This is a genomic window from Kangiella marina (assembly GCF_039541235.1).
GTDB classification, from domain to species: Bacteria; Pseudomonadota; Gammaproteobacteria; order Enterobacterales; family Kangiellaceae; genus Kangiella; species Kangiella marina.
On record NZ_BAABFV010000001.1, the window covers coordinates 1 to 24347 of the forward strand.

At 43.3% G+C, this 24347-nt stretch carries 24 protein-coding genes and 1 rRNA gene; 15 read left to right on the forward strand and 10 right to left on the reverse strand.

The features are described from left to right. Positions 1–6: 6 nt before the first annotated feature. From rrf to ABD943_RS00030, 6 genes are all read left to right on the forward strand, one after another. Positions 7–122: ribosomal RNA gene (rrf, locus tag ABD943_RS00005) — 5S ribosomal RNA — on the forward strand. Positions 123–457: 335 nt separating this feature from the next. Continuing rightward, positions 458–3154, forward strand: coding sequence for a S8 family serine peptidase (locus ABD943_RS00010; RefSeq protein WP_345291154.1), 2697 nt, complete (start codon positions 458–460; stop codon positions 3152–3154). Between the two features lie 121 nt (positions 3155–3275). Then, positions 3276–3845: a hypothetical protein gene (locus tag ABD943_RS00015; protein ID WP_345291155.1), complete on the forward strand. Its 570-nt coding sequence runs from the start codon at positions 3276–3278 to the stop codon at positions 3843–3845. A 163-nt stretch (positions 3846–4008) separates the two neighbouring features. Further along, positions 4009–4581: an RNA polymerase sigma factor gene (locus tag ABD943_RS00020; protein ID WP_345291156.1), complete on the forward strand. Its 573-nt coding sequence runs from the start codon at positions 4009–4011 to the stop codon at positions 4579–4581. Continuing rightward, entirely contained in the window at positions 4574–5107 is a 534-nt protein-coding gene (locus ABD943_RS00025) for a hypothetical protein (RefSeq protein WP_345291157.1), read from the forward strand. The genes ABD943_RS00020 and ABD943_RS00025 overlap by 8 nt, the downstream gene beginning before the upstream one ends. A 3-nt stretch (positions 5108–5110) precedes the next feature. Continuing rightward, entirely contained in the window at positions 5111–6421 is a 1311-nt protein-coding gene (locus tag ABD943_RS00030) for a hypothetical protein (protein ID WP_345291158.1), read from the forward strand. Between the two features lie 13 nt (positions 6422–6434). On the opposite strand, the gene hflD is transcribed toward ABD943_RS00030, so the two are convergent. The 4 genes from hflD to ABD943_RS00050 are packed head-to-tail and all read right to left on the reverse strand — an operon-like array spanning position 6435 to position 9318. Then, a complete protein-coding gene (gene hflD / locus ABD943_RS00035; RefSeq protein ID WP_345291159.1) occupies positions 6435–7049 on the reverse strand; it encodes a high frequency lysogenization protein HflD in 615 nt (204 codons plus the stop codon). 1 nt (position 7050) lies between these two features. After that, a complete protein-coding gene (gene mnmA / locus ABD943_RS00040; protein WP_345291160.1) occupies positions 7051–8160 on the reverse strand; it encodes a tRNA 2-thiouridine(34) synthase MnmA in 1110 nt (369 codons plus the stop codon). Positions 8161–8166: 6 nt separating this feature from the next. Further along, positions 8167–8664, reverse strand: coding sequence for an NUDIX hydrolase (locus ABD943_RS00045; RefSeq protein WP_345291161.1), 498 nt, complete (start codon positions 8662–8664; stop codon positions 8167–8169). 36 nt (positions 8665–8700) lie between these two features. Beyond that, a complete protein-coding gene (locus tag ABD943_RS00050) occupies positions 8701–9318 on the reverse strand; it encodes a pseudouridine synthase (RefSeq protein ID WP_345292661.1) in 618 nt (205 codons plus the stop codon). A 220-nt stretch (positions 9319–9538) separates the two neighbouring features. On the opposite strand from ABD943_RS00050, the gene ABD943_RS00055 reads away from it, so the two are divergent. Beyond that, positions 9539–11767, forward strand: a complete 2229-nt coding sequence (locus ABD943_RS00055; protein WP_345291162.1) for an NADP-dependent isocitrate dehydrogenase — start codon at positions 9539–9541, stop codon at positions 11765–11767. Between the two features lie 141 nt (positions 11768–11908). Further along, on the forward strand, positions 11909–12586 hold the full coding sequence (locus ABD943_RS00060) for a nitroreductase family protein (RefSeq protein ID WP_345291163.1): 678 nt from the start codon (positions 11909–11911) through the stop codon (positions 12584–12586). A gap of 33 nt (positions 12587–12619) precedes the next feature. On the opposite strand, the gene ABD943_RS00065 is transcribed toward ABD943_RS00060, so the two are convergent. Then, positions 12620–13180, reverse strand: coding sequence for a MarR family winged helix-turn-helix transcriptional regulator (locus ABD943_RS00065; protein ID WP_345291164.1), 561 nt, complete (start codon positions 13178–13180; stop codon positions 12620–12622). A gap of 189 nt (positions 13181–13369) precedes the next feature. On the opposite strand from ABD943_RS00065, the gene ltaE reads away from it, so the two are divergent. Next, on the forward strand, positions 13370–14383 hold the full coding sequence (ltaE, locus tag ABD943_RS00070) for a low-specificity L-threonine aldolase (protein ID WP_345291165.1): 1014 nt from the start codon (positions 13370–13372) through the stop codon (positions 14381–14383). Here the strand turns inward: ltaE and fabR are convergent. Further along, on the reverse strand, positions 14370–15005 hold the full coding sequence (gene fabR, locus ABD943_RS00075) for an HTH-type transcriptional repressor FabR (protein WP_345292662.1): 636 nt from the start codon (positions 15003–15005) through the stop codon (positions 14370–14372). The two genes, ltaE and fabR, sit on opposite strands and share 14 nt — an antisense overlap. A 152-nt stretch (positions 15006–15157) precedes the next feature. Here fabR and ABD943_RS00080 point away from each other — a divergent pair, with 152 nt between their 5' ends. Continuing rightward, a complete protein-coding gene (locus ABD943_RS00080) occupies positions 15158–16321 on the forward strand; it encodes an acyl-CoA desaturase (RefSeq protein ID WP_345291166.1) in 1164 nt (387 codons plus the stop codon). A 75-nt stretch (positions 16322–16396) separates the two neighbouring features. Here ABD943_RS00080 and trxB read toward each other — a convergent pair whose 3' ends face one another. After that, positions 16397–17344 carry a thioredoxin-disulfide reductase gene (trxB, locus tag ABD943_RS00085; RefSeq protein ID WP_345291167.1) on the reverse strand — a complete coding sequence of 316 codons (948 nt, stop codon included), beginning with the start codon at positions 17342–17344 and terminating at the stop codon, positions 16397–16399. Between the two features lie 221 nt (positions 17345–17565). Here trxB and ABD943_RS00090 point away from each other — a divergent pair, with 221 nt between their 5' ends. Next, positions 17566–17745: a hypothetical protein gene (locus tag ABD943_RS00090; RefSeq protein WP_345291168.1), complete on the forward strand. Its 180-nt coding sequence runs from the start codon at positions 17566–17568 to the stop codon at positions 17743–17745. Between the two features lie 12 nt (positions 17746–17757). Here the strand turns inward: ABD943_RS00090 and ABD943_RS00095 are convergent, their stop codons facing one another. Both ABD943_RS00095 and ABD943_RS00100 read right to left on the reverse strand, forming a co-directional pair. Next, the gene (locus tag ABD943_RS00095; RefSeq protein WP_345291169.1) at positions 17758–18186 is read right to left on the reverse strand and encodes a DUF1801 domain-containing protein; all 429 of its coding nucleotides are present in this window, start codon (positions 18184–18186) and stop codon (positions 17758–17760) included. A gap of 10 nt (positions 18187–18196) precedes the next feature. Further along, positions 18197–18829, reverse strand: a complete 633-nt coding sequence (locus ABD943_RS00100) for a DsbA family protein (protein ID WP_345291170.1) — start codon at positions 18827–18829, stop codon at positions 18197–18199. 287 nt (positions 18830–19116) lie between these two features. Between ABD943_RS00100 and ABD943_RS00105 the strand changes: the two genes are divergently transcribed. Both ABD943_RS00105 and ABD943_RS00110 read left to right on the forward strand, forming a co-directional pair. Then, positions 19117–19323, forward strand: a complete 207-nt coding sequence (locus tag ABD943_RS00105) for a cold-shock protein (protein WP_046561259.1) — start codon at positions 19117–19119, stop codon at positions 19321–19323. 188 nt (positions 19324–19511) lie between these two features. Then, positions 19512–19877, forward strand: coding sequence for a putative signal transducing protein (locus tag ABD943_RS00110; RefSeq protein ID WP_345291171.1), 366 nt, complete (start codon positions 19512–19514; stop codon positions 19875–19877). Between the two features lie 46 nt (positions 19878–19923). On the opposite strand, the gene ald is transcribed toward ABD943_RS00110, so the two are convergent. Further along, positions 19924–21057, reverse strand: coding sequence for an alanine dehydrogenase (gene ald / locus ABD943_RS00115; protein ID WP_345291172.1), 1134 nt, complete (start codon positions 21055–21057; stop codon positions 19924–19926). Positions 21058–21207: 150 nt separating this feature from the next. Here ald and lrp point away from each other — a divergent pair, with 150 nt between their 5' ends. Both lrp and ABD943_RS00125 read left to right on the forward strand, forming a co-directional pair. Continuing rightward, positions 21208–21711, forward strand: coding sequence for a leucine-responsive transcriptional regulator Lrp (gene lrp / locus ABD943_RS00120; protein ID WP_345291173.1), 504 nt, complete (start codon positions 21208–21210; stop codon positions 21709–21711). A 96-nt stretch (positions 21712–21807) separates the two neighbouring features. Beyond that, positions 21808–24171, forward strand: a complete 2364-nt coding sequence (locus tag ABD943_RS00125) for a DNA translocase FtsK (RefSeq protein WP_425559448.1) — start codon at positions 21808–21810, stop codon at positions 24169–24171. The last annotated feature ends 176 nt before the right edge of the window (positions 24172–24347 follow it).

The following is a 24347-nucleotide window of genomic DNA, read 5'->3' on the forward strand; positions in this document are numbered from 1 at the left end:
TTTTTGCTTGGCGACCATAGAGAGTTGGAACCACCTGATCCCTTGCCGAACTCAGAAGTGAAACGACTCATCGCCGATGGTAGTGTGGGGCTTCCCCATGTGAGAGTAGGTCATCGCCAAGCGCTTATATAAAAGAAAGCCACCTTCGGGTGGCTTTTTTTATTACTTGTAGAAATTGTAAAGCCCACATGTTCGCTGAAAACCCCATCCTGCTTTTACAGCATTCCCATCGTCTCTGGGGGGGCAATGGGATTTTCGAGGGAGTGAGTAAAGCAAAGGATGTTTGCCTTAAAATAATGATTACACGCAATATCTTAAGCGTTATATGAACGCTTTCCTGCCAACACGCACTGCTCAGACCATTCAATAAATAGGGGATTCCCCGATAGTTGTCTTGTGCCTAAAACATTAGCATTGAAAATTCACTAGTGTTTATACGTAGGATAACAGAGTCTATATGAAAATCTCATTTACAAAAAGTTGGTTGATGGTAGTAATGCTGGCTTTCAGCTTTAGTTCTAATCAGAGTAAGGCCATAAATAGTCAGGGATTTGACATAGAAACATATGGTCAAGAACTGCAACCAGCAATGAGCAATGGCAAACAGGTATTGTTTATTGAGCTGGTTAGCAAACCACTGTCAGAAGTAAAGATAAGTAAGAAAAGACAGAGTGTATACCTGAAAAAGCTGTCAAAGGAGCGTTCAAGTTTTCTATCTGCTGCTAACCATGCAGGTATAAAGCTCCAGGTACGACACACTTATGATGTTCTTTATAATGGTTTATCGATTGAAATATCTAAAAATGATCTAGCTAAGATTAAAACTTTAGATATGGTTCATGCCACATACCCTGTGTATCAGGTTATGAGCGGACACTCTCCAATTCCATCTGAAACGAAACAGGTTAATCGAGAAACAGTAACCGTTACTGAACTGACGGGGGTGGCTGAGGCGCATAAAGCAGGAATAACAGGCGAGGGTGTCGTTATTGCTATTATTGATAGTGGTATCGACTATAACCACAAAGCTTTTGGTGGCTCAGGCTTTCCTAGTGAAAAAATTGTGGCTGGTTATGACTTTGCAGACAATGACGCTGATCCCTATGATGATCGCTACGGTATAGCCGCTATGCATGGTACCCATGTTGCAGGTATTGCTGCGGGTGAAGATGACATCATGGTTGGAGTCGCCCCTGATGCAAAGCTTAGTATTTATAGAATTTTTGGTACTGAGAACCCATATACTACCGAAGATATTCTGATAGCAGCAATGGAGCAAGCTGTTAAAGATGGCGCTAATGTAGTCAATATGAGCTGGGGAAGTAATCGAGCAGAAGTGATAAAGAATGGGCTTATTTCGCGTGCTGCTGATCGGATGATTAAGCAAGGAGTTGTACCAGTTGTTGCAATAGGCAATACATTAGCTGGGCCATTCTTACCCGGCAGTCCTGCCATTGCTCGCGACGCCATTGCCGTTGGTGCTGCTTATAATGATGATGTTACAGAATTGGCATTTAAGAACTCACAAGGTGAGCTTATTCCTTTTCGCTCTATGTATAAAGCTGAGCCAGTTCCTGGTGACGGTACCTATGAGTTAGTGAACGTCGGAGAAGCAAGCTGTAACCCAGCTCCAGAAGGTGTTTCTTACGAGGGAAAAATTGTTCTTGTTGAGAGAGGGCACTTTAGATGTCGGCCTTACACTGCAATAAACTACCTTGCCGATGCGGGGGCGGAAGCAGCTATTTGGTGGCAAGACTCTTGGAATCCAGAGCGTTGGGCCTCGCCTTTCAGCAGCTATAATGAGGCTATAAAAATCCCAGCTACCGTTATCCGTGCTAAAGATGGGAAAACACTTTCCACTTTACAAGATGGTATTTCTTTGTCTTGGGGACATTATTACTCACAAGAATTTATTTTTGGAGGTTTACCTGCATACTTTAGCTCCTGGGGGCCTAGTCATGAACTTGATCTTAAGCCAGATGTTATGGCGCCGGGTGGTTTCATATTTTCAACACTTCCAAGTTATGCTGGTGGTTATGGTCTAAACAACGGTACTTCGATGGCTGCTCCCCATGTCGCTGGCATCGCTGCTCTCATGCTATCTGCAGATCCAAGTCTAAAAGCACATGATGTCCGTCGAGTTTTAATGAGTTCAGCTTTGCCAGCTCAGTACAATTCTGACATTAACCTTGGGCTTCATCCAATTGCACAGCAAGGTGCAGGCATGGTCAATGCTTCAAGAGCTCTTGCGAGCCTTCTAAAAGTTGAGCCTGCTAAGATTTCACTAGGGGATCTAAATGGTGCTGCAAAAACGCAACGTTTAACTGTTGAAAATAAAAGTTCGACTGATATGGCTTATAACATCTCATACGAGCCAGCTTTAAGTGTTGCACCTCCAATGAATGCTTTTTGGGTTCCTCGCACAGCATCCATTTCTTTAAGCTTGTGGAAAAAAGAAATTTTAGTTCCAGCAGAGGGGCAGTCTTCTTTTGAAGTCTCTTTTGTTGATTCTCCAGAATTGCCGCAAGGGTCAATTGTATCTGGATGGATTGTTTTAACGCCAAAGGAAGGAGATGAAGTTAGAATTCCTTATTTGGGGTTATCGGGTGACTACCATCAACTACCAGCACTCAATCCGACTTTTAAAGAGTTTAATCAGAGTCTAGATAACCCATCATTACGTCCAGAAACACGCCCGTTTTGTAGCGGTCCTCCACCAACTCAAGCTCCTTGCTGTCGTGATCCACGTCCTGGTTCTTGTGGCTGGTCAATTGGCCCAAGTAAAGAGTTAACGCTCGACTTTTCTAACGATGACAAATATGACGACACTGCTTTTGTGATGCTGTCACAAGGTTTCCCAATGTTAAGGAAATACCGTGCGCGAATTATTGATTCCCATGGCAAAACTGTTGCTTGGGCTAAAGATCGCTTTACTGGCTTACAGTCTCTTGAGTCATTTGAATACTGGGTGCGTAACAGCGGCGTTGCTACCGGTATTGATTTTGCGCAATGGGATGGAACTTTAGAAAGCGGCGAGCTTGCTCCAGCAGGTACTTATTATATTCGTTTAGAGTTTGATAAGTTAGGAGGTGATGGTCAGTCTTATCCAGACTTTGAGTCTTGGACATCACCAACTATAACCGTTATTCGCTAGCTAATTAAGCGTAATCATACTTCTAAAGCCGGGGTTGTCCCCGGCTTTTTTGTTGATATTGTGAGTGCTCAGCGTTTAAATTATGCTATATTTGAGTAGGTTAAATCATTTAGGGGGATTTATGGGTGTTTCTATTATAGAGTTGTGGCTACCAATTTTATTGAGTGGTTTATTCGCTTGGATAGCGAGTGCGCTTATCCATATGGTCATTAAGTATCATAATACGGATTATAAAAAGCTTAATGACGAGGATGGAATATCTAACGCCATCGAGCAGTCTGGTGACAAGCCTGGATTTTACACACTGCCACACTGTGCTGACTTTAATGAAATGAATGACCCTGCGGTACAGGCCCGCTTTAAAAAAGGTCCTATAGCCATTGTAACGGTTATGAATAATGGGCTTCCGCCAATGGGAAAACTCCTTATTCAACAGTTCTTATTTTTTGTTATCGGTAGCCTGTTGGTAGCCGTTATTGGCTGCCTGACACTATCTAAAAGTGCTGTAGCAGTTGATATTTTTCAGGTGTTATTTGTTGCTGGCTTTATGTGTTTTGGCTGGGCGTCTATTCCATACAGTATATGGTTTGGACACCCCTGGTTAGTGACAGTAAAGTATCTGGTTGATGCAGTTATTTATAGTGCTGTTATTGCCGCGACCTATACTTGGCTATGGCCTTCAGCGGTCTAATTTGTTCTAAAGGCCCCTTTCCTAGGGGCTTTTTTGTAACGACTCTTGGCGATTCACTAGTAAAGTATGTTATTACGGAGTAATCGTTTTTTTGTTGTTTATTTGTCACATTCTCTTCGATTGCCGCGTCTTACCTATATAAATAGCGTATTGGAATAACTTTTTGTCTTTTCATCAGAACTGCTCAAAAAAAGTCATAAAAAAGGCTCAGAAAGGGGATAGGTTTGCTTTGACGCAAATTTATGAACTTTATAAGTCGCCCATTTTTAATTTGGCTTTTCAAATGCTAAGGGATGAGCACAGAGCGAACGATGTATTACAGACGGTGATGCTGAAAGTGATTAAGACTATAGCAAGTCTAAGTGACATATCTAAGTTTAATGGTTGGCTTAAGCGCATAACCTATAATACTACTATAGATTTAATTCGCTTAAACCAAAGGTTAGTTGATGTTGGTGATGAGGTTGAGTTCGATTATGCGACTGATGAAGTACTATCACATATCAATAAACCGGGTTGGGACTTAGACACTTTTCTAGCAATCCTTCAAGAGAGAGAGAGGGTGGTTGTTTGGCTTTATGCTATCGAAGGCTTAAGTCATTCGGAAGTTGCAAATCAACTTAATATTAGCGAGCAAAATTCGAGAATTATTTTCAGTAGGGCTATGAAATCTTTAAAGACTTTGGCAGCTGACGAGCGTTACAGCGGCAAAAAAGTAGGTGATCATAATGAGTAATAAGCGTGATGATACAGTAATCAAGGATGCTTTATTTGCTTTGTCTCAGGAGCTGGACAAGAAAGAGCCATCAATTGAACAAGATGCTGTTTTTCAGGAGAATCTTAGTAAAAACCTGCCTGAGTCCGGTTTTTATGAAAATAACAAAACAATGATAGGACTAGTTGCCTCTATATTTGTTGTTACTTTCTTCATAATAAGTGTTTTTTTTGAGACTAACACTCTAAATCAAGCTGTTGATAGCACTTTATCAGACACAGAGACTTCTACGTTAATATCTCAATCTAATGTTATCGAACATGATATTTCACAGTATGACCCAACAACCCTCAGTCCAGCTCAATATGTAGAAGTGGTTAGATTAAGAGGCGAGGTTGAGCGGATTGATCAATTGCTTAATGCTCACTATCAAAGTGAGTCAGGCGATGATGAGCAAAGAGCGGTAGTATTGTGGAAAGAGCGTTTAAAGAATATTCAAAGTTTGAGAGCGGTTTACAGTAATCAATATATAGTGGCTAGGATTTAACTTATGAAAACTTTGATTAGGGTTATTTTTCTGATCGTAATTTTTTTTTCTTATAGCGTCTATGCTAGTGAGTTATCAGATAATAAGAGTAAGGCTTTACTCGGAGATATTAGGCAAGATATAAGTCATTCACTTTCACAGGTTGGAAAACTTGAAGGTAATAATGATTGGAGTGTAAGTCTGCTAAAACATGGTCGAGGTACAACACCTCTTGGTGCAGTTATTGAAGCTAGCTCAAATTTGGTTTTGTCAGTATCTGCTAATGGTATTGCGCAACAATTGGGTGTTATATCAGGGGACCGGTTACAGAAGTTATGGGTAGGTGAAGAGCTATATTTAGATAATTTCTCAAAAGTCAAAATGTCTGAAGGAGATCAGGTTCGACTCTTGTTGCTAAGGGCTGGGGAGCGTATAGAGTCATCTTTAAAAATTCAAAATATTAATTTTCCTAGTTGGAAGCTTTTATCGGACCCGGGCAGTGAAGACGTTACTACCCTTAAGAAAGTTAAGCTGATAAATAATATTTCATCCTCCAAGGGCAAAGAACTGTTGCGGCAACTAGAGCTTCGAGTCAATAAAAAATTAGCCGAAATTTATAGAGTTGAATCTGAACATGCAGGGATGCGATTTGGTTTTGAGGTAATGCAAGCCCCTTTAGAAATGTATGAACTGGGGCTTTCTATAGATCAGTCAGATCAAGTAGTGATTAGTGTAGATGCAAATAGTAACGCTGATCGTTTGGGACTTATGAAAGGAGATAGAGTTGTAGGTATTACTCTAAATGGAGAGCTTTATAAAAATAAACTAGCAACACTGAGCGTCGAAGAGGGTGACCATGTCCAGGTTCAAGTAATGCGTAATGATGAACTATACTCTTTTGCAACAGAAATAGAGCCAACCACCATCCCTAGTTGGTATTTGACAGTTAACGATGCAACTAAACCTAAATTGTCTGGTTGTGGCGTGGTTACTTTCTTATTCACTCCAAAGCTCGTGCAAGATATATACAATGTAGAAGCGAGTCAAATTGATGGTGAAAGTGTTCTTATCAGCAAGACAATACATCAACTTAAAGCTGGTCAGCATAGCCTGAAGCTTTATGACAAAATCCCAGCTAAAGAGTTGCTTCCTAGTATTAATACCAGTAAGCGCTTTTATCGCGAGAGTAAAATGCTAGACTTAATTGTTGAATCAGATAAAAGGTATTTTATAGGAGCAAAATTTGATCGAAACAAGCGCTATAAAACTCGAGGCGGCGCATACTGGGAGCCCGTTATATTGAAGGTAGAAGACTATAAGTGCTCTTTGGACTAGAGCTCTCGAAGCTTTACGCTAGAAAAGCTTTGGCCGTATCAACGATTTTAGCCTTTGAGAATAAGAAATGTCTCTTTTTTCCACCTACCTGATGCCATAGAACAGCACTTCTGATGGCTGATAACAGTAGTGCCCGTATCTTGGATTGGTTAGCCGCTTGTTGCAAGTACTGGCTATTTCCTGTCACTTGTATCTTCGTCGGATAAGTAGAGATAGTGTCCTTATAAATATGGGCTAGCTGATCAATCAAGTCTTGATCGATCTTCTCTTGATAGTCATAGAGTCTTTTGGCTTGCGCGATTCTTGAGCTCATAACTTGTTGCATGTTTGAGTCATTTGAAAAGCGTTTCTGCAAGCTTAAGATACTCACCAAATAACGGCTAAGGTCGGCATCAGTACGAGGGCCCGAAAGTAAGTCGATTAAAGTTTGAAATCCTGTTGTAAGGTATTTATGCCCATTAAAAATCGACTCTGTATTGTCAGATTCTGTTTTAAGCAAGCTTTCAAACATAACCTCCATATCAATTGGGTCAGCTTGTCCGTCTTTTGAGATGCTTTTTACGCAGCTAATTGCTTGGCAAACGCCCGCTAAAGCAATCACTGAGTCTGAGAAATTATATTGTGTCATATTATTGTTGAATGCTTTCTATGATGCCGCCACCAAGACAAATGTCACCATCGTAAAATACGACAGACTGTCCAGGAGTAACGGCACGTTGTTGTTTGGAGAATTCTACCAGCCACTGCCCATCTTTCAAACGGCTTACGGTACAGTCGACATCTGCCTGGCGGTAGCGAGTTTTTGCGGTGCAGCTAAAGCTCTCTGCTGGTGGCTCTTTCGCTACCCAGTCAAGTTGTTTAGCGACCAGCGACTGACTCATCAATAGCGGGTGTTCATGCCCTTGTACGGCGATCAAAACATTGCGTTCTAAATCTTTTTTCGCCGCAAACCAAGGCTCTTCGGGAGCATCCTTAAGACCACCAACACCAAGTCCTTTCCGCTGCCCGAGAGTATGGTACATCAAGCCGTTATGTTGGCCGATAACTTCGCCTTCTGGGGTTTCGATGTTACCAGGCTGAGCGGGAAGGTATTGCTGTAAAAAGTCAGTAAACTTTCTTTCGCCAATAAAGCATATCCCCGTACTGTCTTTTTTCTCAGCAGTGACAAATCCTTGTTCTTCAGCGATTCGTCTGACTTCTGGTTTTTCCAGTTCCCCGACAGGGAATAACGTTTTTTCAATTTGCTCATGCCCGACGGCATAGAGAAAGTAAGATTGATCTTTATTGTTATCAAGTCCACGAAGTAGGATCGCTTTACCATTTTGTTGGCCGCGACGAACATAGTGTCCAGTGGCGATGTAATCAGCCCCAAGAAGTTTGGCGTAGTCGAGAAACGCTTTAAACTTTATTTCTTTATTGCACATAATATCAGGGTTAGGCGTTCGCCCAGCTTTATATTCGGCTAAGAAGTGCTCAAAGACATTATCCCAATATTCTGCGGCAAAATTGATGGTGCGAAGTTTAATTCCAATCTTGTCACAGACGGCCTGAGCATCGGCTAAGTCCTCAGCTGCAGAACAGTACTCAGTGTCATCATCCTCTTCCCAATTTTTCATGAACAAGCCTTCGACTTGATAGCCTTGTTGCTTTAGAAGGTAAGCGGAGACAGAAGAGTCCACACCGCCGGACATGCCGACAATAACTTTAGTATTCTCTGGGGTTTGTGTTTGAATGCTCATATAAGGTTATAACTGGCCATGCAAAAAATTTAAACTCTGCTGCTGCAATAAATCTTCGTCTCCACTGTAATGAAGGACGTCTAGAGGATATCGGTAACCGTTTAAGTAATCCTGCAAGCATTTCACGATTAAACCGCTCCGGTGCGCATTCATGCAATTGATGATTTCTTCTAAGCTCATCCAGTGCGCAGCAATAATATCGGGATCTTGGGGCGATGTTTCAAGGTTACCGTTGACTGAGCCTGTAAAACAAAAGCGCTGGTAGTAATGGCCATTCCCCGCAGGGTTTAGAGTATAAATGCCAACCAAGCCTTCCGGTTCAAAGTCGAGCCCAGTTTCTTCTCGAACTTCTCGGATAACAGCCTGCTCAATACTTTCATCAGGATCTAAATGCCCAGCGGGTTGATTGAAGGCAATGCCACCATTTGAGGTGTGCTCTTCAACCATTAAAAATTTGCCGTGAGATTCAATAACTGCGGCAACCGTGACGTGGATCGGTAACATGCTTCGTACCCAAGATAGTAGAGCGCGTATGATAGCTTATTTACGGGGTTTACTGAACCTTTTGCGTTGATTATGTGTAGGGTTATGTGATGAGGTTTTTGCGCCTCGGGGAGGCTCTACCTCTATAACTTTGTACTCGCCGGGTTGTAAATCCCCGATAGTCCAGGGGCCAATACTCGCGCGTATTAAACGTAGAGTAGGGAAACCAATAGCCGCTGTCATACGTCTTACTTGTCTATTTTTCCCTTCTTTAAGGGTTAACTCTAGCCAGGTGTCAGGCACATTTTTACGTTCACGTATCGGAGGCTCTCTGTGCCAAACGCTGGGCTCATCAATTATTCTCACTTTCGCAGGCTTTGTGGTGTACTTTTGGATCTCGACGCCATGGCGTAAGGGTTCCAAACCCTCGTCGCTGGGGGCGCCTTCAACCTGAACCCAGTAGGTTTTGCTCATTTTCTTCTTTGGGTTGGCGATTTGATGCTGAAGCTGGCCATCATCCGTCAAAAGCAATAGTCCCTCTGAATCTTTGTCGAGTCGTCCAGCGGGGTAAACCTTTTTAATGTCAACATAATCGGCAAGGGTCGAGTCACCATCTTCGCCAGTGAACTGACACAGTGTGTTGTAAGGCTTGTTGAGGAGAACCAATTGACTCATGGTTGATTGAAAATTAGCCAGTTTATAAAAGTCTTGGCATTGTAACCATTTACGCATCGAGTTTCATGACAAATGTGAATAAACTTTGGTCTATTGAGCATGCAGGAATTTTTGTTTTCGCGTATAATGTCGCGCACTTCATTCATAAAGATAGCGTCATGGGCAACTGGATGGCGTATCTAAAAATCTGTTTGGATTGCAAAGACTCTTAGGAAACTGTATGACAACATCAAAGATTATTTACACTCACACTGATGAAGCGCCAGCACTGGCGACTAAGTCTTTCCTGCCAATTATCGAAGCTTTCACTAAAGCTGCGGGTATCAGTGTCGAAACGAGCGACATCTCACTAGCTGGCCGTGTGATAGCAAGCTTCCCTGAGTACCTAAAGGAAGAGCAGCGTATTCCTGATGCTTTAGCGCAGCTTGGCGAAATGGTTAAAAAGCCAGACGCAAATATTATTAAATTACCAAACATTAGTGCATCAATGCCGCAGCTTAAAGCGACAATTAAAGAATTGCAGGACAAAGGTTATGCACTTCCAGATTATCCTGATAGCCCATCGTCTGATATTGAGCGTGATATTCGTTCTCGTTATGACAAAATTAAAGGCAGCGCGGTAAACCCGGTTTTGCGTGAAGGTAATTCAGATCGTCGTGCGCCAAAGGCGGTTAAAAACTACGCTAAGAAAAACCCACATAAAATGGGCGCTTGGTCGAAAGATTCTAAGTCACATGTTGCCAGTATGACCTCAGGCGACTTCCGCTCTAATGAGAAGTCGACAACATTAAATGCGGCTACCGATGTGAAAATTGAATTTGTTGCTGACAATGGTGATGTGACAGAGTTGAAACCAGCTTTCCCTATCCAACAAGGCGAAGTGATTGATGCGTCAGTAATGAGCAAGTCTGCCTTGGTGAGTTTCTTGGAAGAGCAGGTTGCTGAAGCGAAAGAGCAAGGTATTCTGTTCTCACTTCACATGAAAGCAACCATGATGAAAGTGTCAGATCCGATTATATTTGGGCATGCGGTTAAAGTCTTCTTTAAAGATGTTTTTGCGAAACATGCGCCTGTATTAGAGCAAGCTGGTATCAATGTCAATAATGGCTTTGGTAATTTAATCAGTAGCTTAGATAAAATTCCTCAAGATACACGTGAAGCGATTGAAGCTGACATTAAAGCAGTTTATGAGCAAAACCCAGAGTTAGCGATGGTTGATTCTGATAACGGTATTACTAATTTACATGTTCCTAGTGACGTTATTATTGATGCGTCTATGCCAGCGATGATTCGTAACTCTGGTCAAATGTGGGGGCCTGATGGTGATACCAAAGATACTAAAGCTGTGATTCCAGATAGCAGTTACTCTGGTGTTTACAAAGCTACAATCGATTTCTGTAAAGAGCATGGGGCATTTGATCCAACAACTATGGGTACTGTTCCAAATGTAGGCTTGATGGCACAAAAAGCTGAAGAGTACGGCTCTCATGATAAGACATTTGAAATTGCTGGCAGCGGATCTGTTCGTGTGGTTGATGCTTCAGGTACAACATTGCTAGAACACGCTGTTGAAGAAGGCGATATCTGGAGAATGTGCCAGGTTAAAGATGCGCCGATTCAAGACTGGGTGAAGCTTGCTGTAAACCGTGCTCGCGCCACTGGTACACCAGCCGTTTTCTGGTTAGACAGTGAGCGTGCGCATGATGCAGAACTGATCAAAAAAGTAGAAATTTACTTAAAAGATCATGATACAGACGGTTTGGATATCCATATCTTATCTCCGATTGAAGCGACTCACTTTACCCTGAAGCGCGTTAAAAATGGCGAGGATACGATTTCTGTCACAGGTAACGTGTTACGTGATTACTTAACTGACTTGTTCCCTATTTTAGAGTTGGGTACGAGTGCGAAGATGCTATCGATTGTTCCTTTGATGAATGGTGGCGGTTTGTTTGAAACAGGTGCTGGTGGTTCTGCGCCAAAACACGTTCAGCAGTTCATGAAAGAAAATCACTTACGTTGGGATTCACTGGGTGAATTCTTGGCGCTAGGCGTGTCTCTTGAGCATATGTCTGAAAAGAATGGCAACAAGAAAGCGCAGGTGCTAGCAGATGCGTTAGATGTTGCAACGGAAGCTTTATTGCAAAATGGTAAATCACCATCGCGTAAAGTTAATGAGCTTGATAACCGAGGCAGTCACTTCTACCTAGCCATGTATTGGGCAAAAGAATTGGCTACTCAGAATGACGATGCTGAGTTGAAAGCGCAGTTTACCAAACTTGCGGAAGAACTTGCCGAGAAAGAGCAGGTTATTGTCGACGAGTTGAATAAAGTTCAAGGTCAAGCTATGGATATCGGTGGTTACTTCTCTCCGGATCACAAGCTAGCGTCAGAAGCGATGCGCCCAAGCGCTACTTTGAATAAAGCGTTAGAACTTATCAATGTCTAATCTTTGATGCTGAGCTAAAAAGGCGCCTTAATGGCGCCTTTTTTGTGCCTGATAGAAAATATATTTGGTGATAAAATGTTGCAAGTGCAATTATAAGTGGTTAGTATTCTGCTCAGTAGTGAATAAAAGAGACGCGTCTAAATGCAAGACCATGACAATATTATCCTTCCTGATTACCAAGAGTATCCGACGGATGAAATGCTGAAGCGATCACAGACCTTTTATGAGGAAATTAAGCGCCGCCATACGGTTCGAGATTTTTCGGATAAGCCAGTACCTCGTGAAATTATTGAGAACTGTATTAAAGCAGCCGGCACGGCACCAAGCGGGGCTAACCATCAGCCGTGGTATTTTAGTGTCATCGGTAGCCCAGAGGTAAAAAAAGAGGTTAGGGTTCATGCTGAGCGCGAAGAGTATGCATTTTACGATGAAGGTAAGGGTGGGGAAGTTTGGCTTGATGCATTAAAGCCTTTAGGCACTGACTCGCATAAGCCTTACTTGGAGACAGCACCATGGCTCATTGCGATTTTTGGACAGCGTAAGGGCGGTATTCATGCCGGTGAGCAACGTAAGAATTATTACGTGCCTGAGTCGGTAGGGATCGCTACTGGTTTTTTAATTCATGCGTTACATAGCTGTGGATTGGTGACTTTAACTCATACCCCGAAGCCGATGGGGTTTCTTAATACGATTTGTGATCGTCCGAAGTCTGATCGACCTTATATTTTGTTGGTTACCGGTTATCCTGCCGAGGGCGCAACCATACCCGTGCACGCAACCGTTAAAAAGCCGTTGCAAGATATTGCCGACTTTATTTGATGAATGTTAGGACATGATGGACGAGCAAATTTGCTAGTCCATTTTGTTAAACCAGCGGATAATTTCCTTTTGATCGCCTGAAAGTTCGATACCTTCATTTTGCTCAGCGATAGCGTGCTGCGCTAATAGCTCTACCGCTTGCTGCTCTAGCTTTTTTAAGTTTTTAATCAATTCGGTACGTTGTTTTTTCGTCAGAAAAGAAGCGAACTGTTCATCACGGCGAGTCAGGCTTGCCGTAACTTTTGTATACACTGCCTGTCCTTTATCCGTCAGATAAAGCAGCTTTTCCTTTTTATTATTGGGTAGTGCTCGTTTCTCTATCAATCCTTGATTAAGTAGAGCTTTGACGCCACGACTGATAGTGTAACTATCGAGTTTTGTTTGAAAGGCAATCTGTGCAGCCGAGACAGGGGTATAAGTTCCGACGTTTAGTAGTACTCGAAGCTCACGAGAGCCTAAGTCAGTGATCTTTCTGATCTCAATATCTCTGCCCAGTTGCAAAATATTACTGATAACGGCAATGCGATAGGGCAGGTGTTGATCAAGCTCGTAGGTTTCCGTCGTTTCCATGTCGGTAGACAATTCGTTTGTCATGAGAAATCATTGTTAGTTTTTATTCATTGTAGCCTAAATGTATTTATTAGAGAAATTTGAGTGGCACAGAGAGTGCTGGAGTTAACATTTAACGGTTTGATTTTATGGGTTCAATCAGTCACGATATTTATGCATAATGGCAGGCTAAGATAGTCAATGGCAGCTGGTTTAAACAGTTAAGAGGCAAATATGATCGACTTAAGAAGTGATACAGTGACGCAGCCGACCGAAGCGATGCGCAAAGTGATGGCAAAAGCGGCGGTAGGCGACGATGTTTTTCACGACGATCCAACCGTTAACCGCTTAGAGGCATTGATGGCTGAGATGTCGGGAAAAGCTGATGCTTTGTTTGTCCCTTCTGGAACCATGTCGAATCTTGTCGGCTTACTCGCTCACTGCCAACGAGGCGAAGAGTACATTGTGGGGCAGGATTACCATACCTATTTATACGAAGCGGGCGGTGCGCCGGTCTTGGGTAGTATTGTGCCTCAGCCCGTCGCTGTTGAGCCAGATGGTACGCTCGATCTAGCGAAGGTCGAGAAGGTGATCAAAAAAGACGACTATCACTTTGCAAGGACAAAGCTCTTGTGTCTTGAAAACACACATAACGGCAAAGTGATCCCGCTGGAGTACATGCAACAAGCTTACCAGTTTGCTCAGAATAAAGGGTTAGGCTTGCATTTAGACGGAGCGAGAGCTTTCAACGCAACGGTCGCTCTTGGTTGTGAGCTTAAGGACTTGGCGCAGTATTCGGACTCGGTTTCTATATGCCTTTCTAAAGGCTTGGGGGCACCTGTGGGTTCAGTACTGTGCGCGGATAAAGATACCATTAAATGGGCGCGGCGTTGGCGCAAAATGGTTGGTGGTGGCATGCGCCAAGCTGGTGTGTTAGCTGCTGCTGGTATTTTCGCGCTTGAGAACCATGTTGATCGCTTAGCCAAAGACCATGCCAAGGCTAAAATTTTAGCTGAGCGCTTATCTAAATTTGAGCAATTAAGTGTCAAGCCGGACTTGGTTCAAACCAATATGGTCTTTATCAAAACTGAACTTGAGACAGCTCAGAAACTCGCTGCCTATTTGGAGCAAAAAGAAGTTCGCATTATTCCAGGAGAAAATATGCGCTGGGTAATGCACTTGGATGTTACTAGTGAGCAATTAAACTATGTCTGCCAGCAAGTCGAGGACTTCTTTAACTCGCTTTAGCGTTCCCGTCAGCGACTTTTCCAAGGTGCATTGCTTTCGCACCGAATGATAAGTATCGCAATTGCATCGTGGTGCGCTCTTTTAATGCTTCGCGTTCAGCTGGCCCGAGATCGAGAAACTCTGCGCCAGCATTGAAAACCAGTGTAACTAACCCTTCAGCAATGGTGAAAGCTTGCTCCTGGTTGTAATTTGATTCTTGTGCCAAGTAATCGCTTAACTCTTCTTTGAAGTGCTGAATCTCTCGGGCGACAGCATCACGAAAAGCAGGGGAAATCCCGGTTCTTTCACGAAGCAGTAATCTAAAGATGTTAGGATTCTTTTCAACAAACTCCATGAAGGTATCGACTGAGGTTTGGATCACGCTACCATTAAGCTCGATTCGACTTCGAGCTTTACGCATAAGCTTGCGCAGAGTGACGCCAGATTCATCGACCAAGGTTAAACCCAGGGCCTCCATATCATCAAAGTGGCGATAGAAGGAGGTTGGAGCGATACCTGCTTCTCGGGCAACTTCGCGTAGACTCATGCTTGAAAAGCTATGATCTGCCGATAAATGAGCAAGCGCGGCCTGGATAATTGCCTGTCGAGTTTTTTCTTTTTGTAGTGCGCGAGTGCCAGCCATCATGTAGTATTTATTGTTGTAAAGTAGCTCTAGTATAGGAAACAATGCGTTAAGTGTACAGTTGTACGCTGGATTGCATTTTGATTCGACTATAGATATACTGTGCAAAGATTTAAGCGTACAAGTGTACGCTGTAATAAAGAGGTAAGTAAATGTCTGCAACTCAACCCCATTCACACGAGCAATCACCCCAAAAAGGTCGCCTAATTTGGCCTAATATCATCTTTTTTGGTTTGAGTTTTCTGATTGCTGTAACCGTCGTACCTTGGTATGGCTTTGAATATGGCTTCCATTGGTCTACCTGGTTATGGGCAACGGGGCTATGGCTATTCTCTAGCACGTCAATTTCAATGGGTTACCATCGCTTATGGTCGCACAGAGCTTATGAAGCGAACGGTTTCTTGCGAGGCATTTTAGCGTTCGGCGGTTGCTTGGCGTTGCAAAACAGTGCGCTGCATTGGGCGTCAGATCACCGTATACACCATAAGCATGTGGATCATGATGAGAAAGACCCTTACTCAGCGAGCTTAGGCTTCTGGCACTCACACATTGGTTGGATTCTAAAGCGTCGAAATGAACTCCGTTACGACGAGCAGTATGATCGCTGTCCTGATTTAAAGCGTGATCCAATTGTGATGTTCCAGCACAAACATTACTGGTTATTAAGCATTGGTGCCAATGTGATGGTTCCAGCGCTGTTAGGGCTTGCCTACGGTATCTTCTGGGAGATGATGCTAGTCGCCGGTGTGTTCCGTTTAGTATGGTCGCATCACCTGACTTTCTTTATCAACTCTCTAGCTCACATCTGGGGTTCTCGTCCTTACACCGAAGAGAACTCAGCGCGTGATAACTTTATTTTAGCGGTGTTGACTGGTGGTGAGGGTTACCATAATTATCATCATAAGTTCCAGTACGACTACCGTAATGGCATTAGCTGGTGGCACTTCGATCCATCAAAATGGTGGATTAAAGCATTCAGCTGGGTCGGTGTGACAAAGAACTTAAAAGTGGTGTCAAAGGATAAGATTGAGCGAGCGAAAGCCCAGACCTTGCTATTAAAAGCAAAAGAGAAGACGGCTCACTTGCCAAATGCAGAAGAAATTATGCAAAAGCTTCATCATGAATATGATCAGTTGGTACTGAATATGACTGAGTTCTATGAAGCGAAGAAGGCATGGTTGGAGTCTAAGAAAGCCGACATCGCTCATGAAATAGCGGAAGAAAAAGCTCATCTGATTGAGAATTACGAACAGTTTAAACTCAAGCTTGAAGAGCAAAAACTTAACTGGATGAAGCTAGCTAAGCAGTACGCTTAATCGTTAGCTAAGTCAGTAGTCAATAAAAAGCCCAGCAAACGCTGGGCTTTTTTGAGTTGATTGCTTGAAAATTTTTTATTGGTCTAAAAACTTCTCTGCATCAAGAGCTGCCATACAGCCTGTACCGGCTGAGGTGACTGCCTGGCGGTAAACGTTGTCAGAAACGTCTCCTGCAGCAAACACACCTTCAACAGAAGTAGCTGTGGCATTACCTTTTAGGCCGCTTTGTACTTGAATATACCCATCTTTCATCTCAAGCTGGCCTTCGAAAATGTCTGTATTTGGCTTATGGCCAATGGCAATAAAAACACCTTGGAGTTCTAGTTCTTCAATAGAGTCATCCTTGGTGCTTTTCATGCGCAGGCCCGTAACACCCATGTCATCACCGACAACTTCTTCAAGCGTACGATGCCAGTGCAAGACAACATTACCGTTTTCTGCTTTTTCGAAGAGCTTGTCTTGAAGAATCTTTTCTGCTCGAAGTTCATCACGACGGTGTATCAAATGGACTTCGCTGGCTAGATTCGACAGATATAAAGCTTCTTCAACCGCAGTGTTACCCCCACCGATGACGGCTACTTTTTGGTTTTTGTAGAAGAAACCGTCACAAGTCGCACAGGCTGAAACACCTTTTCCCATAAAGGCTTCTTCAGACGGTAAGCCTAAATACTTGGCTGATGCGCCTGTACAAATAATTAGCGAGTCGCAAGTATAAGTGCCGCTATCGCCTTTAAGCGTATAGGGCTTATTTTTTAAGTCGACTTCATTAATATGATCAAAGATCATCTCTGTACCAAAGCGCTCAGCATGCTTTTGCATACGGATCATAAGGTCAGGACCTTGAACACCTTCGTTGTCGCCTGGCCAGTTATCCACGTCAGTGGTGGTGGTTAACTGCCCACCTTGCTGGATACCTGTGATGATGGCTGGCTCTAGATTTGCTCGTGCTGCATAGACTGCCGCACTATAGCCTGCTGGGCCTGAACCAAGAATTAAGCACTTTATATGGCGCGTATCGCTCATAGGTCGTTATCTCCGAAGTTCTAAAGTATTTATAACAATTTGGGCTAAATTGTAGGTATTTGTTAGCAATAAATAAACCTTTTATTCATTACGTTATTCTATGGAGCCATAGGTTGAAGACTTCAAGGGGACACAAGTGGGTTTAGTGGTAATGCAAATCCGCATTGAAAATAATGCAAATAAGCGTTACTCTAAAACTACATCAGATATGTGTGCGAATTATGAACAACGATACTTTTGACAACAGCTACGAAACCGATAAAGACATCGATGAAGTGATCCAACAGGTCGCTAATGATGCCTCTTTATATGGCTTAGATGCGGAAAAAGTCAGAGAAATCTGGTTTGATGCGTTGCTTCGACAGGTTGCTGACAATGAGTTGGAGCGAAAAGCCCATTAGGGTTTTTCGAGTTTAGCATCCTGACTGATGCTTCTTCGTGTATGCTGCCGACTTCCTGAGCATTTGTTTAAGCACTTTCTTATCTACATCCTCTAATTTATTGATATATAAGCATGATTTACTGGCTTTGTGCTTGCCAAGTTTTTCGAGCAGGTCGGGGTATCGATTCATTCCTGCCATAATATAAAGCGTTAAATTTTGCTTTCGTGGCGAAAAGCCGACTAAAAACCAATCACCCTCGCGACCGCTGGCATAGGTGTAATGGTATTCACCAAAGCCGATTATGCTGTCTCCCCACATTCTAGGTTCTTCCTTTGTGACTTCTTGCATGAGCTTGAGAATTTCAAAGCTGTCGGCGCGCTTTTGATCATGCTCAATCCTATTGAGAAAATCCCCCACAGACTGATCGTTAGGTTTGGTTTTATTGTCCGCTTGTGCCATCGAAGATCCTTTACTTATGATTCTTCAGGTATGCATCTATCATATCAAACATTGCCTGTGGGTGTTTGTAATCCACTGGTATCTCGTATAACAAGTCATTGATCAGTAGCGCCAATGACGGAAACCCTCTTGAAGATAATTGTTTATAGAGTGCTATCTGCTTCATTAGCTCGGACTCAGTTTCGTCTGAGCAAAGATCCTCTTTGAACTGTTTAGTATTCAATACCAGCTTTTCAGCCAGCTGTATGAGGGTGTCAATGTCAGAAGGGTTCATTGCTTTCAAGTAATAGGCTTCCTGTATAGCGCTGATCATCAGTTGTCCAGCACCCTGATTAGAAGCGGCTATGACCGCTCTACAGGCGGGGTAGGTTGAACGTCGTGGCTGGCATAATGTCCAAAAATCATGATTAAACTCGGTGCCGAGGAGTTTCTCGATTCGATGCCAATAACTTTGAAGTGTCTGTTGTAACGACAAGGGCATGGGCTGATCAGAGTCTGGCGCTAAACCGCCAAGAATAAAGTCCACCTCCAAGTCTTCAGAAAAATGCTTATGGCAGAGCTGTTGTAAGCGCTCCCAAGTTGGCGCAAACCCCCAGCACCAACTGCACATAGGATCATGAAAATAAAAGAGTTTTGCAGTCATATTAAAAAGGTGACAGTTGTATGAATATATAAAATAATACTTTACATCCTAGCCGTATATAGTATTCTACACACGCTGGTTAAAATAACAGCTAACACGAAAGATACATATGTTCGATGCTACACCCTAGTGTAAAAAAGTTTAGGCTTTTATCCACTAACTGTCGTACCACCGCTATTTGTTATCTAAGTTAATGCCGTTTTTATCTCAGTAACACCCGCGTTAGTGACCCAAAGGGGGTTTACGACGCAAACATTAATTTAAAGCAATTGGCTTTGGAGAAAAACATGTCAAAAGTAACTGGTACAGTTAAGTGGTTTAACGAGTCTAAAGGTTTTGGTTTCATCGAACAACAAGCTGGTGAAGATGTATTCGTACACTTCCGCGCTATTCAAGGTGACGGTTTCAAAACTTTAGCAGAAGGCCAACAGGTTGAGTTCGAAATCGAGCAAGGCCCTAAAGGCGCTCAAGCTGCTAACGTTACTAAAGTATAATTTATACTTTAAACGTTTCAAAAAAAGCCGCTCAGTTGAGCGGCTTTTTTTATGCCTACAACAAACTCATTGAAGTAATGAGACTATTAAATAAAAAATATAGGCTGTCGTTCTGAATTCTTTTTTAATGTGACGTTTTGTGATTAAATCATCGTGTTACTCATTATCATCAAGCAGGGAAACAACCTATGAAAATAGCCTATCATGCAGAGGACGCAGTTGATGCGCAGCTTATTTCTGATCTCTTAAATAATAACGGTATCTTTGCACAAGTCCGTGGCGCTCACATGCAAGGTGCTGTAGGTGAAGCCGCAGCGATAGGGAATGTTAAAGTTTGGGTGAATGATGAGGATGTGAGCCAAGCTGAGGCGATCGTTGAGGAGTGGGGGAGTGCCACTTTTGTCGAGGAAGAAGATGCTCAGATGTTTGATGACAGTTTAAATTCGAGCGAAGACCAGAACCGAGTGATTAGCGAGTCGAGTTTCGGTTTAATGAAAACATGCTTTTTCATCATCTGCGTTATTATGGTGGTAGCCGCTTTGCTCAATGTCTAATCAAAAAAGCCGCTCAGTCGAGCGGCTTTTTAATCACAAATGTCACTTACAGAGTATCGTAACTAATTTCTAAGGCATCTTTCGGATCAACGTATTCAAACCCTAAGTTTTCTGCTACTGATTTCTCAGTCACTTGACCTTTATACACATTCAAGCCATTCAACAAGTGCGGATCACGAGCAAGTGCTTCGTGATAACCCTTGTTAGCAATGGTAATAATGTAGGGTAGAGTCACGTTGTTCAATGCAAATGTTGATGTACGTGGCACAGCACCCGGCATGTTAGCGACACAGTAATGAACCACATCATGCTTGATGTATGTTGGTTCTGCGTGTGTCGTTGCTTTTGAGGTAGCGAAACAGCCGCCTTGGTCAATTGCAACGTCTACTAGTACTGAACCTGGCTTCATGTTTTTAACCATCTCTTCAGTCACAAGCTTTGGAGCTGCTGCACCTGGAATTAGAACGCCACCAATCACTAAGTCAGCAGTTGTTACTTCTTGCTCAAGAGATTCCTGGCTTGAGAATACCGTTTCAACACGCGAACCGAACTCAGCGGTAATACGGCGAAGAGCGTCAACATTACGGTCAAGCACAACTACTCGTGCGCCTAGGCCTACAGCCATGCGAATGGCGTTACTGCCCACAACACCAGCACCAATTACAACGCACTTTGCTGGCGATACGCCTGGTACGCCACCAAGCAACATGCCTAAACCGCCACGAGATTTCTCAAGGCATTGTGCGCCAGCTTGGATCGACATGCGGCCAGCAACCTCTGACATTGGAGCTAACAGCGGTAAACCGCCGGTACGACCGGTTACCGTTTCGTAAGCAATACAAACGGCGCCTGAATTAACCAAGTCTTGCGTCTGAGGCATATCTGGAGCTAAGTGAAGGTAAGTGAATAGAATTTGATCTTTACGCAGACGCTTTCGTTCTTCTGCTAAAGGTTCTTTGACTTTCACAATCATTTCAGCTTTTGCGAAGACTTCTTCAGCCGTATCAACGATTGTTGCACCAGCCGCTGCATAATCTTCATCCGTAAAACCAATGCCGCTACCAGCATTTGTTTCAACAATAACGTCATGACCATGCGCGATAACTTCACGAACGCTACCAGGTACCATACCGGCGCGGTACTCGTGATTTTTGATTTCTTTAGGTACACCGATCAACATAATATAGCTCCAAATTGACGGTTAAATTAAGCCCTTTCTGGGGCAGTAAAAATCGCTATTATAGTGCTGTTTTATCAGTTTTATTTGCTAATGTTTGGCTTTTTATAGTATAAGTATCTTTATTAATTCAAAAAACATTGTTTTTATTCTGTGAAAGTAAAAAGTGCCAGTAAGCAGATATTAGACCGAATCGACCGCCGAATTCTACGTGAATTACAGGCCAATGGTCGGATCTCTAATGTTGAGTTAGCAAAGCTAGTCGGGCTTAGCGCGACTCCCTGTTTGGAGCGTGTTAGGAGGCTAGAGAACGATGGGTTTATTGAGGGATATTTAGCAAAGCTTAATCCAAAAAAGCTGTCTGTCTCGTTATTGGTTTTCGCTGAAATTCGTTTGATGCATACCTCACCACATATGTTTACTGAGTTTAATAATGCTGTGGCTAACATTCCCGAAATCTTGGAGTGTCACTTAGTATCGGGTGATTTCGATTACTTATTAAAAGCACGGGTTGGCGATATGCAAGAATACCGAAAGCTGCTGGGGGAAACCTTGTTAACCTTGCCGGGGGTTAGAGCCTCGCGTTCATACATGGTTATGGAAGAGGTTAAAGAGACCAGCTTATTGCCAATATCTGACCAGAAATCAAATGATTAGTGGTTGTTAAGATCTTATTAGCGTTTTTGCATGATGATGCTTGAGATAGCTGTAACTTCGATTAGAATGGTGATAGAGAATACTTAGGATAATATTTTGAGTAAAACTAAAACAAAACAAGCAGCAACAAAGAAAAAAGATACTCAGTTAGATTCAAAAGCCATACTCCGTAAAAGACTTAGCGAAGGCGGAATGATCATTCTGGTCACTATTGCTTTGTTCTTACTATTGGCGTTGCTGAGCTATAACCCGAATGACCCTGGTTCTTTTACCAACGGTAGCGGTGCGCCTGTGCAAAACGCTGCGGGCAAAGGTGGCGCCTGGTTCGCTGACTTCTTTTTACATTTGTTTGGCTATTTTGCGTATCTGATTCCGTTGGTGGTAGCTTATTTTGGCTATCTGGTTTATGCCGAGCGTAGTGAAGAAATCTCACACCCTAAAAGCTTTTGGCTGATTAAGAGTGCTGGTCTTGTTATCGCTATTATTACTGGCGCTGGCTTGTTATATCAGCACTTTGGTGATCGCTGCGTTTCTGGGCTAGAGGTTTGTCATGAGCAAACGGATATCGTCTACTTCTCAGGGGGGATTCTCGGTAAAGCGATTGTTGGCCTTATTATTGGCTCGCTAGGCTTGTATGGTACGACCTTAATTTTATTGGCGCTATTCTTGTCAGGAGTCACTCTTTTTACGGGAATTTCTTGGCTGAAAATTATGGACGCCGTTGGTCGTTGGACGATCACTACCCTTAACAACTTAAAAGACTGGTACGCGTCTTTCAAAGAAAAGAAGAAAGAAGAGAAAGAAGTTAAGCAGGTGGTGGTGAAGCGTAAAGAAGCTATCAAACAGGAAAAGACAAAACGTGAAACTCGTAAGCCCGTTAAAATTGAGCCAAAGGTAGCTTCAGTCCCACCAAGCGCAAAAGTTGAAAAGAAAACACGACAAAAGCCGTTGTTTGAAGGTGCGGGCGAGGGTCCATTACCAACCATGGAGCTACTCGACGAGCCTGAACCACCAAAGAACCACTTCTCAGAAGAAGCCTTGGAAGCGATGTCACGTTTGGTGGAGTTGAAGCTTAAAGACTTTAACGTCGACGCTGAGGTCATGGAAGTGCACCCAGGTCCTGTGATTACCCGTTTTGAGCTTGAGCTGGCTCCGGGTGTCAAAGTCAGTAAAATCTCGAACCTCGCTAAAGACTTAGCGCGTTCGTTATCGACCATCTCGGTTCGTGTTGTCGAAGTCATTCCGGGTAAAACCTATGTTGGCATTGAAATTCCAAACGAAAGTCGAGAGATAGTACGTTTACGTGAAGTATTGGCGTGTGATGAGTTTGAAAAGTCTAAATCACCGTTGAGTATGGCTCTCGGTAAAGATATCGCGGGTAATCCTGTAGTGGTGAACATGGCGAAAATGCCGCACTTACTGGTTGCTGGTACTACGGGGTCGGGTAAGTCGGTGGGTGTGAACGCCATGATCATCAGTATGCTCTACAAGTCATCGCCAGAAGACTTACGCATGATCATGATTGACCCTAAAATGCTTGAGTTAAGCGTTTACGAAGGAATTCCGCATCTGCTTTGTGAGGTTGTCACTGACATGAAGGATGCGGCCAATGCTTTGCGCTGGTCTGTCGGCGAGATGGAGCGCCGTTATCGCTTAATGTCGGCGTTAGGTGTTCGAAACTTAGCAGGCTTTAACAAAAAAGTTAAAGACGCGATTAAAGCCGGTGAGCCGATTAAAGATCCTTTATGGCAGCCGACCGATGATTTAGAAGAAGAGCCACCAACTCTAGACAAGCTTCCATCAATCGTTATCGTCATTGATGAGTTAGCAGATATGATGATGATCGTCGGCAAGAAAGTCGAAGAACTGATTGCTCGTATAGCCCAGAAGGCACGTGCTGCTGGAATTCACTTAATTCTGGCAACACAAAGACCATCTGTAGACGTTATCACAGGCTTAATTAAAGCCAACATTCCATCGCGAATTGGTTTCCAAGTATCGTCAAAAATTGACTCGCGCACGGTTCTTGATCAAACCGGAGCGGAGCAACTATTGGGCATGGGTGACATGTTGTACTTGCCCGGCGGCAGTAATATTCCAACTCGTGTTCACGGTGCTTTCGTGGATGATGACGAAGTTCATCGCGTGGTCGAAGACTGGAAGATGCGTGGTGAGCCAGATTATATTGAGGAAGTGATCAGTGGAACGTCAGAAGTTCCAGTGCCGGGTATGCCAGGTATGGATGGTGGTGACAGTGAACAAGACGAATTGTTTGATCAAGCGGTCGCTATCGTCACAGAAAGTCGCCGCGCTTCAATTTCGGGTATACAGCGCCGTTTGAAGATTGGTTATAACCGAGCAGCACGTATGGTTGAGGCGATGGAGGCTGCGGGGATTGTGTCTGAGATGGGGAGTAACGGGGCGAGGGAGGTTTTAGCGCCGCCACCTCCCAAGGATTAATTTGAGCTAGCTCACTTGTAGCTACTTTGTTAAAAGATATTTTCCAATGCTCATTTACCATCTGTAAACTGCGCGTGAAAAATATCTTTTGCCGCGTATCTACAGCGCCGCTAACGCTCAAGTATCATTTGAAAAACACTCATTATCTGCTGCTAAATATTAAGTCCATATTCAGT

What these genes read in the sequence shown, in the direction of transcription:
- ABD943_RS00105 (WP_046561259.1), top strand. Translation starts at nt 19,117, where the DNA reads ATGTCAAAAGTAACTGGTACAGTTAAGTGGTTTAACGAGTCTAAAGGT.
- trxB (WP_345291167.1), bottom strand. Translation starts at nt 17,344, where the DNA reads ATGAGCGATACGCGCCATATAAAGTGCTTAATTCTTGGTTCAGGCCCA.
- ABD943_RS00025 (WP_345291157.1), top strand. Translation starts at nt 4,574, where the DNA reads ATGAGTAATAAGCGTGATGATACAGTAATCAAGGATGCTTTATTTGCT.
- ABD943_RS00045 (WP_345291161.1), bottom strand. Translation starts at nt 8,664, where the DNA reads ATGTTACCGATCCACGTCACGGTTGCCGCAGTTATTGAATCTCACGGC.
- ABD943_RS00050 (WP_345292661.1), bottom strand. Translation starts at nt 9,318, where the DNA reads ATGAGTCAATTGGTTCTCCTCAACAAGCCTTACAACACACTGTGTCAG.
- ltaE (WP_345291165.1), top strand. Translation starts at nt 13,370, where the DNA reads ATGATCGACTTAAGAAGTGATACAGTGACGCAGCCGACCGAAGCGATG.
- ABD943_RS00015 (WP_345291155.1), top strand. Translation starts at nt 3,276, where the DNA reads ATGGGTGTTTCTATTATAGAGTTGTGGCTACCAATTTTATTGAGTGGT.
- ald (WP_345291172.1), bottom strand. Translation starts at nt 21,057, where the DNA reads ATGTTGATCGGTGTACCTAAAGAAATCAAAAATCACGAGTACCGCGCC.
- ABD943_RS00065 (WP_345291164.1), bottom strand. Translation starts at nt 13,180, where the DNA reads ATGACAAACGAATTGTCTACCGACATGGAAACGACGGAAACCTACGAG.
- ABD943_RS00100 (WP_345291170.1), bottom strand. Translation starts at nt 18,829, where the DNA reads ATGACTGCAAAACTCTTTTATTTTCATGATCCTATGTGCAGTTGGTGC.
- ABD943_RS00110 (WP_345291171.1), top strand. Translation starts at nt 19,512, where the DNA reads ATGAAAATAGCCTATCATGCAGAGGACGCAGTTGATGCGCAGCTTATT.
- ABD943_RS00090 (WP_345291168.1), top strand. Translation starts at nt 17,566, where the DNA reads ATGAACAACGATACTTTTGACAACAGCTACGAAACCGATAAAGACATC.
- fabR (WP_345292662.1), bottom strand. Translation starts at nt 15,005, where the DNA reads ATGGCTGGCACTCGCGCACTACAAAAAGAAAAAACTCGACAGGCAATT.
- ABD943_RS00080 (WP_345291166.1), top strand. Translation starts at nt 15,158, where the DNA reads ATGTCTGCAACTCAACCCCATTCACACGAGCAATCACCCCAAAAAGGT.
- ABD943_RS00060 (WP_345291163.1), top strand. Translation starts at nt 11,909, where the DNA reads ATGCAAGACCATGACAATATTATCCTTCCTGATTACCAAGAGTATCCG.
- ABD943_RS00055 (WP_345291162.1), top strand. Translation starts at nt 9,539, where the DNA reads ATGACAACATCAAAGATTATTTACACTCACACTGATGAAGCGCCAGCA.
- ABD943_RS00010 (WP_345291154.1), top strand. Translation starts at nt 458, where the DNA reads ATGAAAATCTCATTTACAAAAAGTTGGTTGATGGTAGTAATGCTGGCT.
- mnmA (WP_345291160.1), bottom strand. Translation starts at nt 8,160, where the DNA reads ATGAGCATTCAAACACAAACCCCAGAGAATACTAAAGTTATTGTCGGC.
- hflD (WP_345291159.1), bottom strand. Translation starts at nt 7,049, where the DNA reads ATGACACAATATAATTTCTCAGACTCAGTGATTGCTTTAGCGGGCGTT.
- ABD943_RS00030 (WP_345291158.1), top strand. Translation starts at nt 5,111, where the DNA reads ATGAAAACTTTGATTAGGGTTATTTTTCTGATCGTAATTTTTTTTTCT.
- ABD943_RS00095 (WP_345291169.1), bottom strand. Translation starts at nt 18,186, where the DNA reads ATGGCACAAGCGGACAATAAAACCAAACCTAACGATCAGTCTGTGGGG.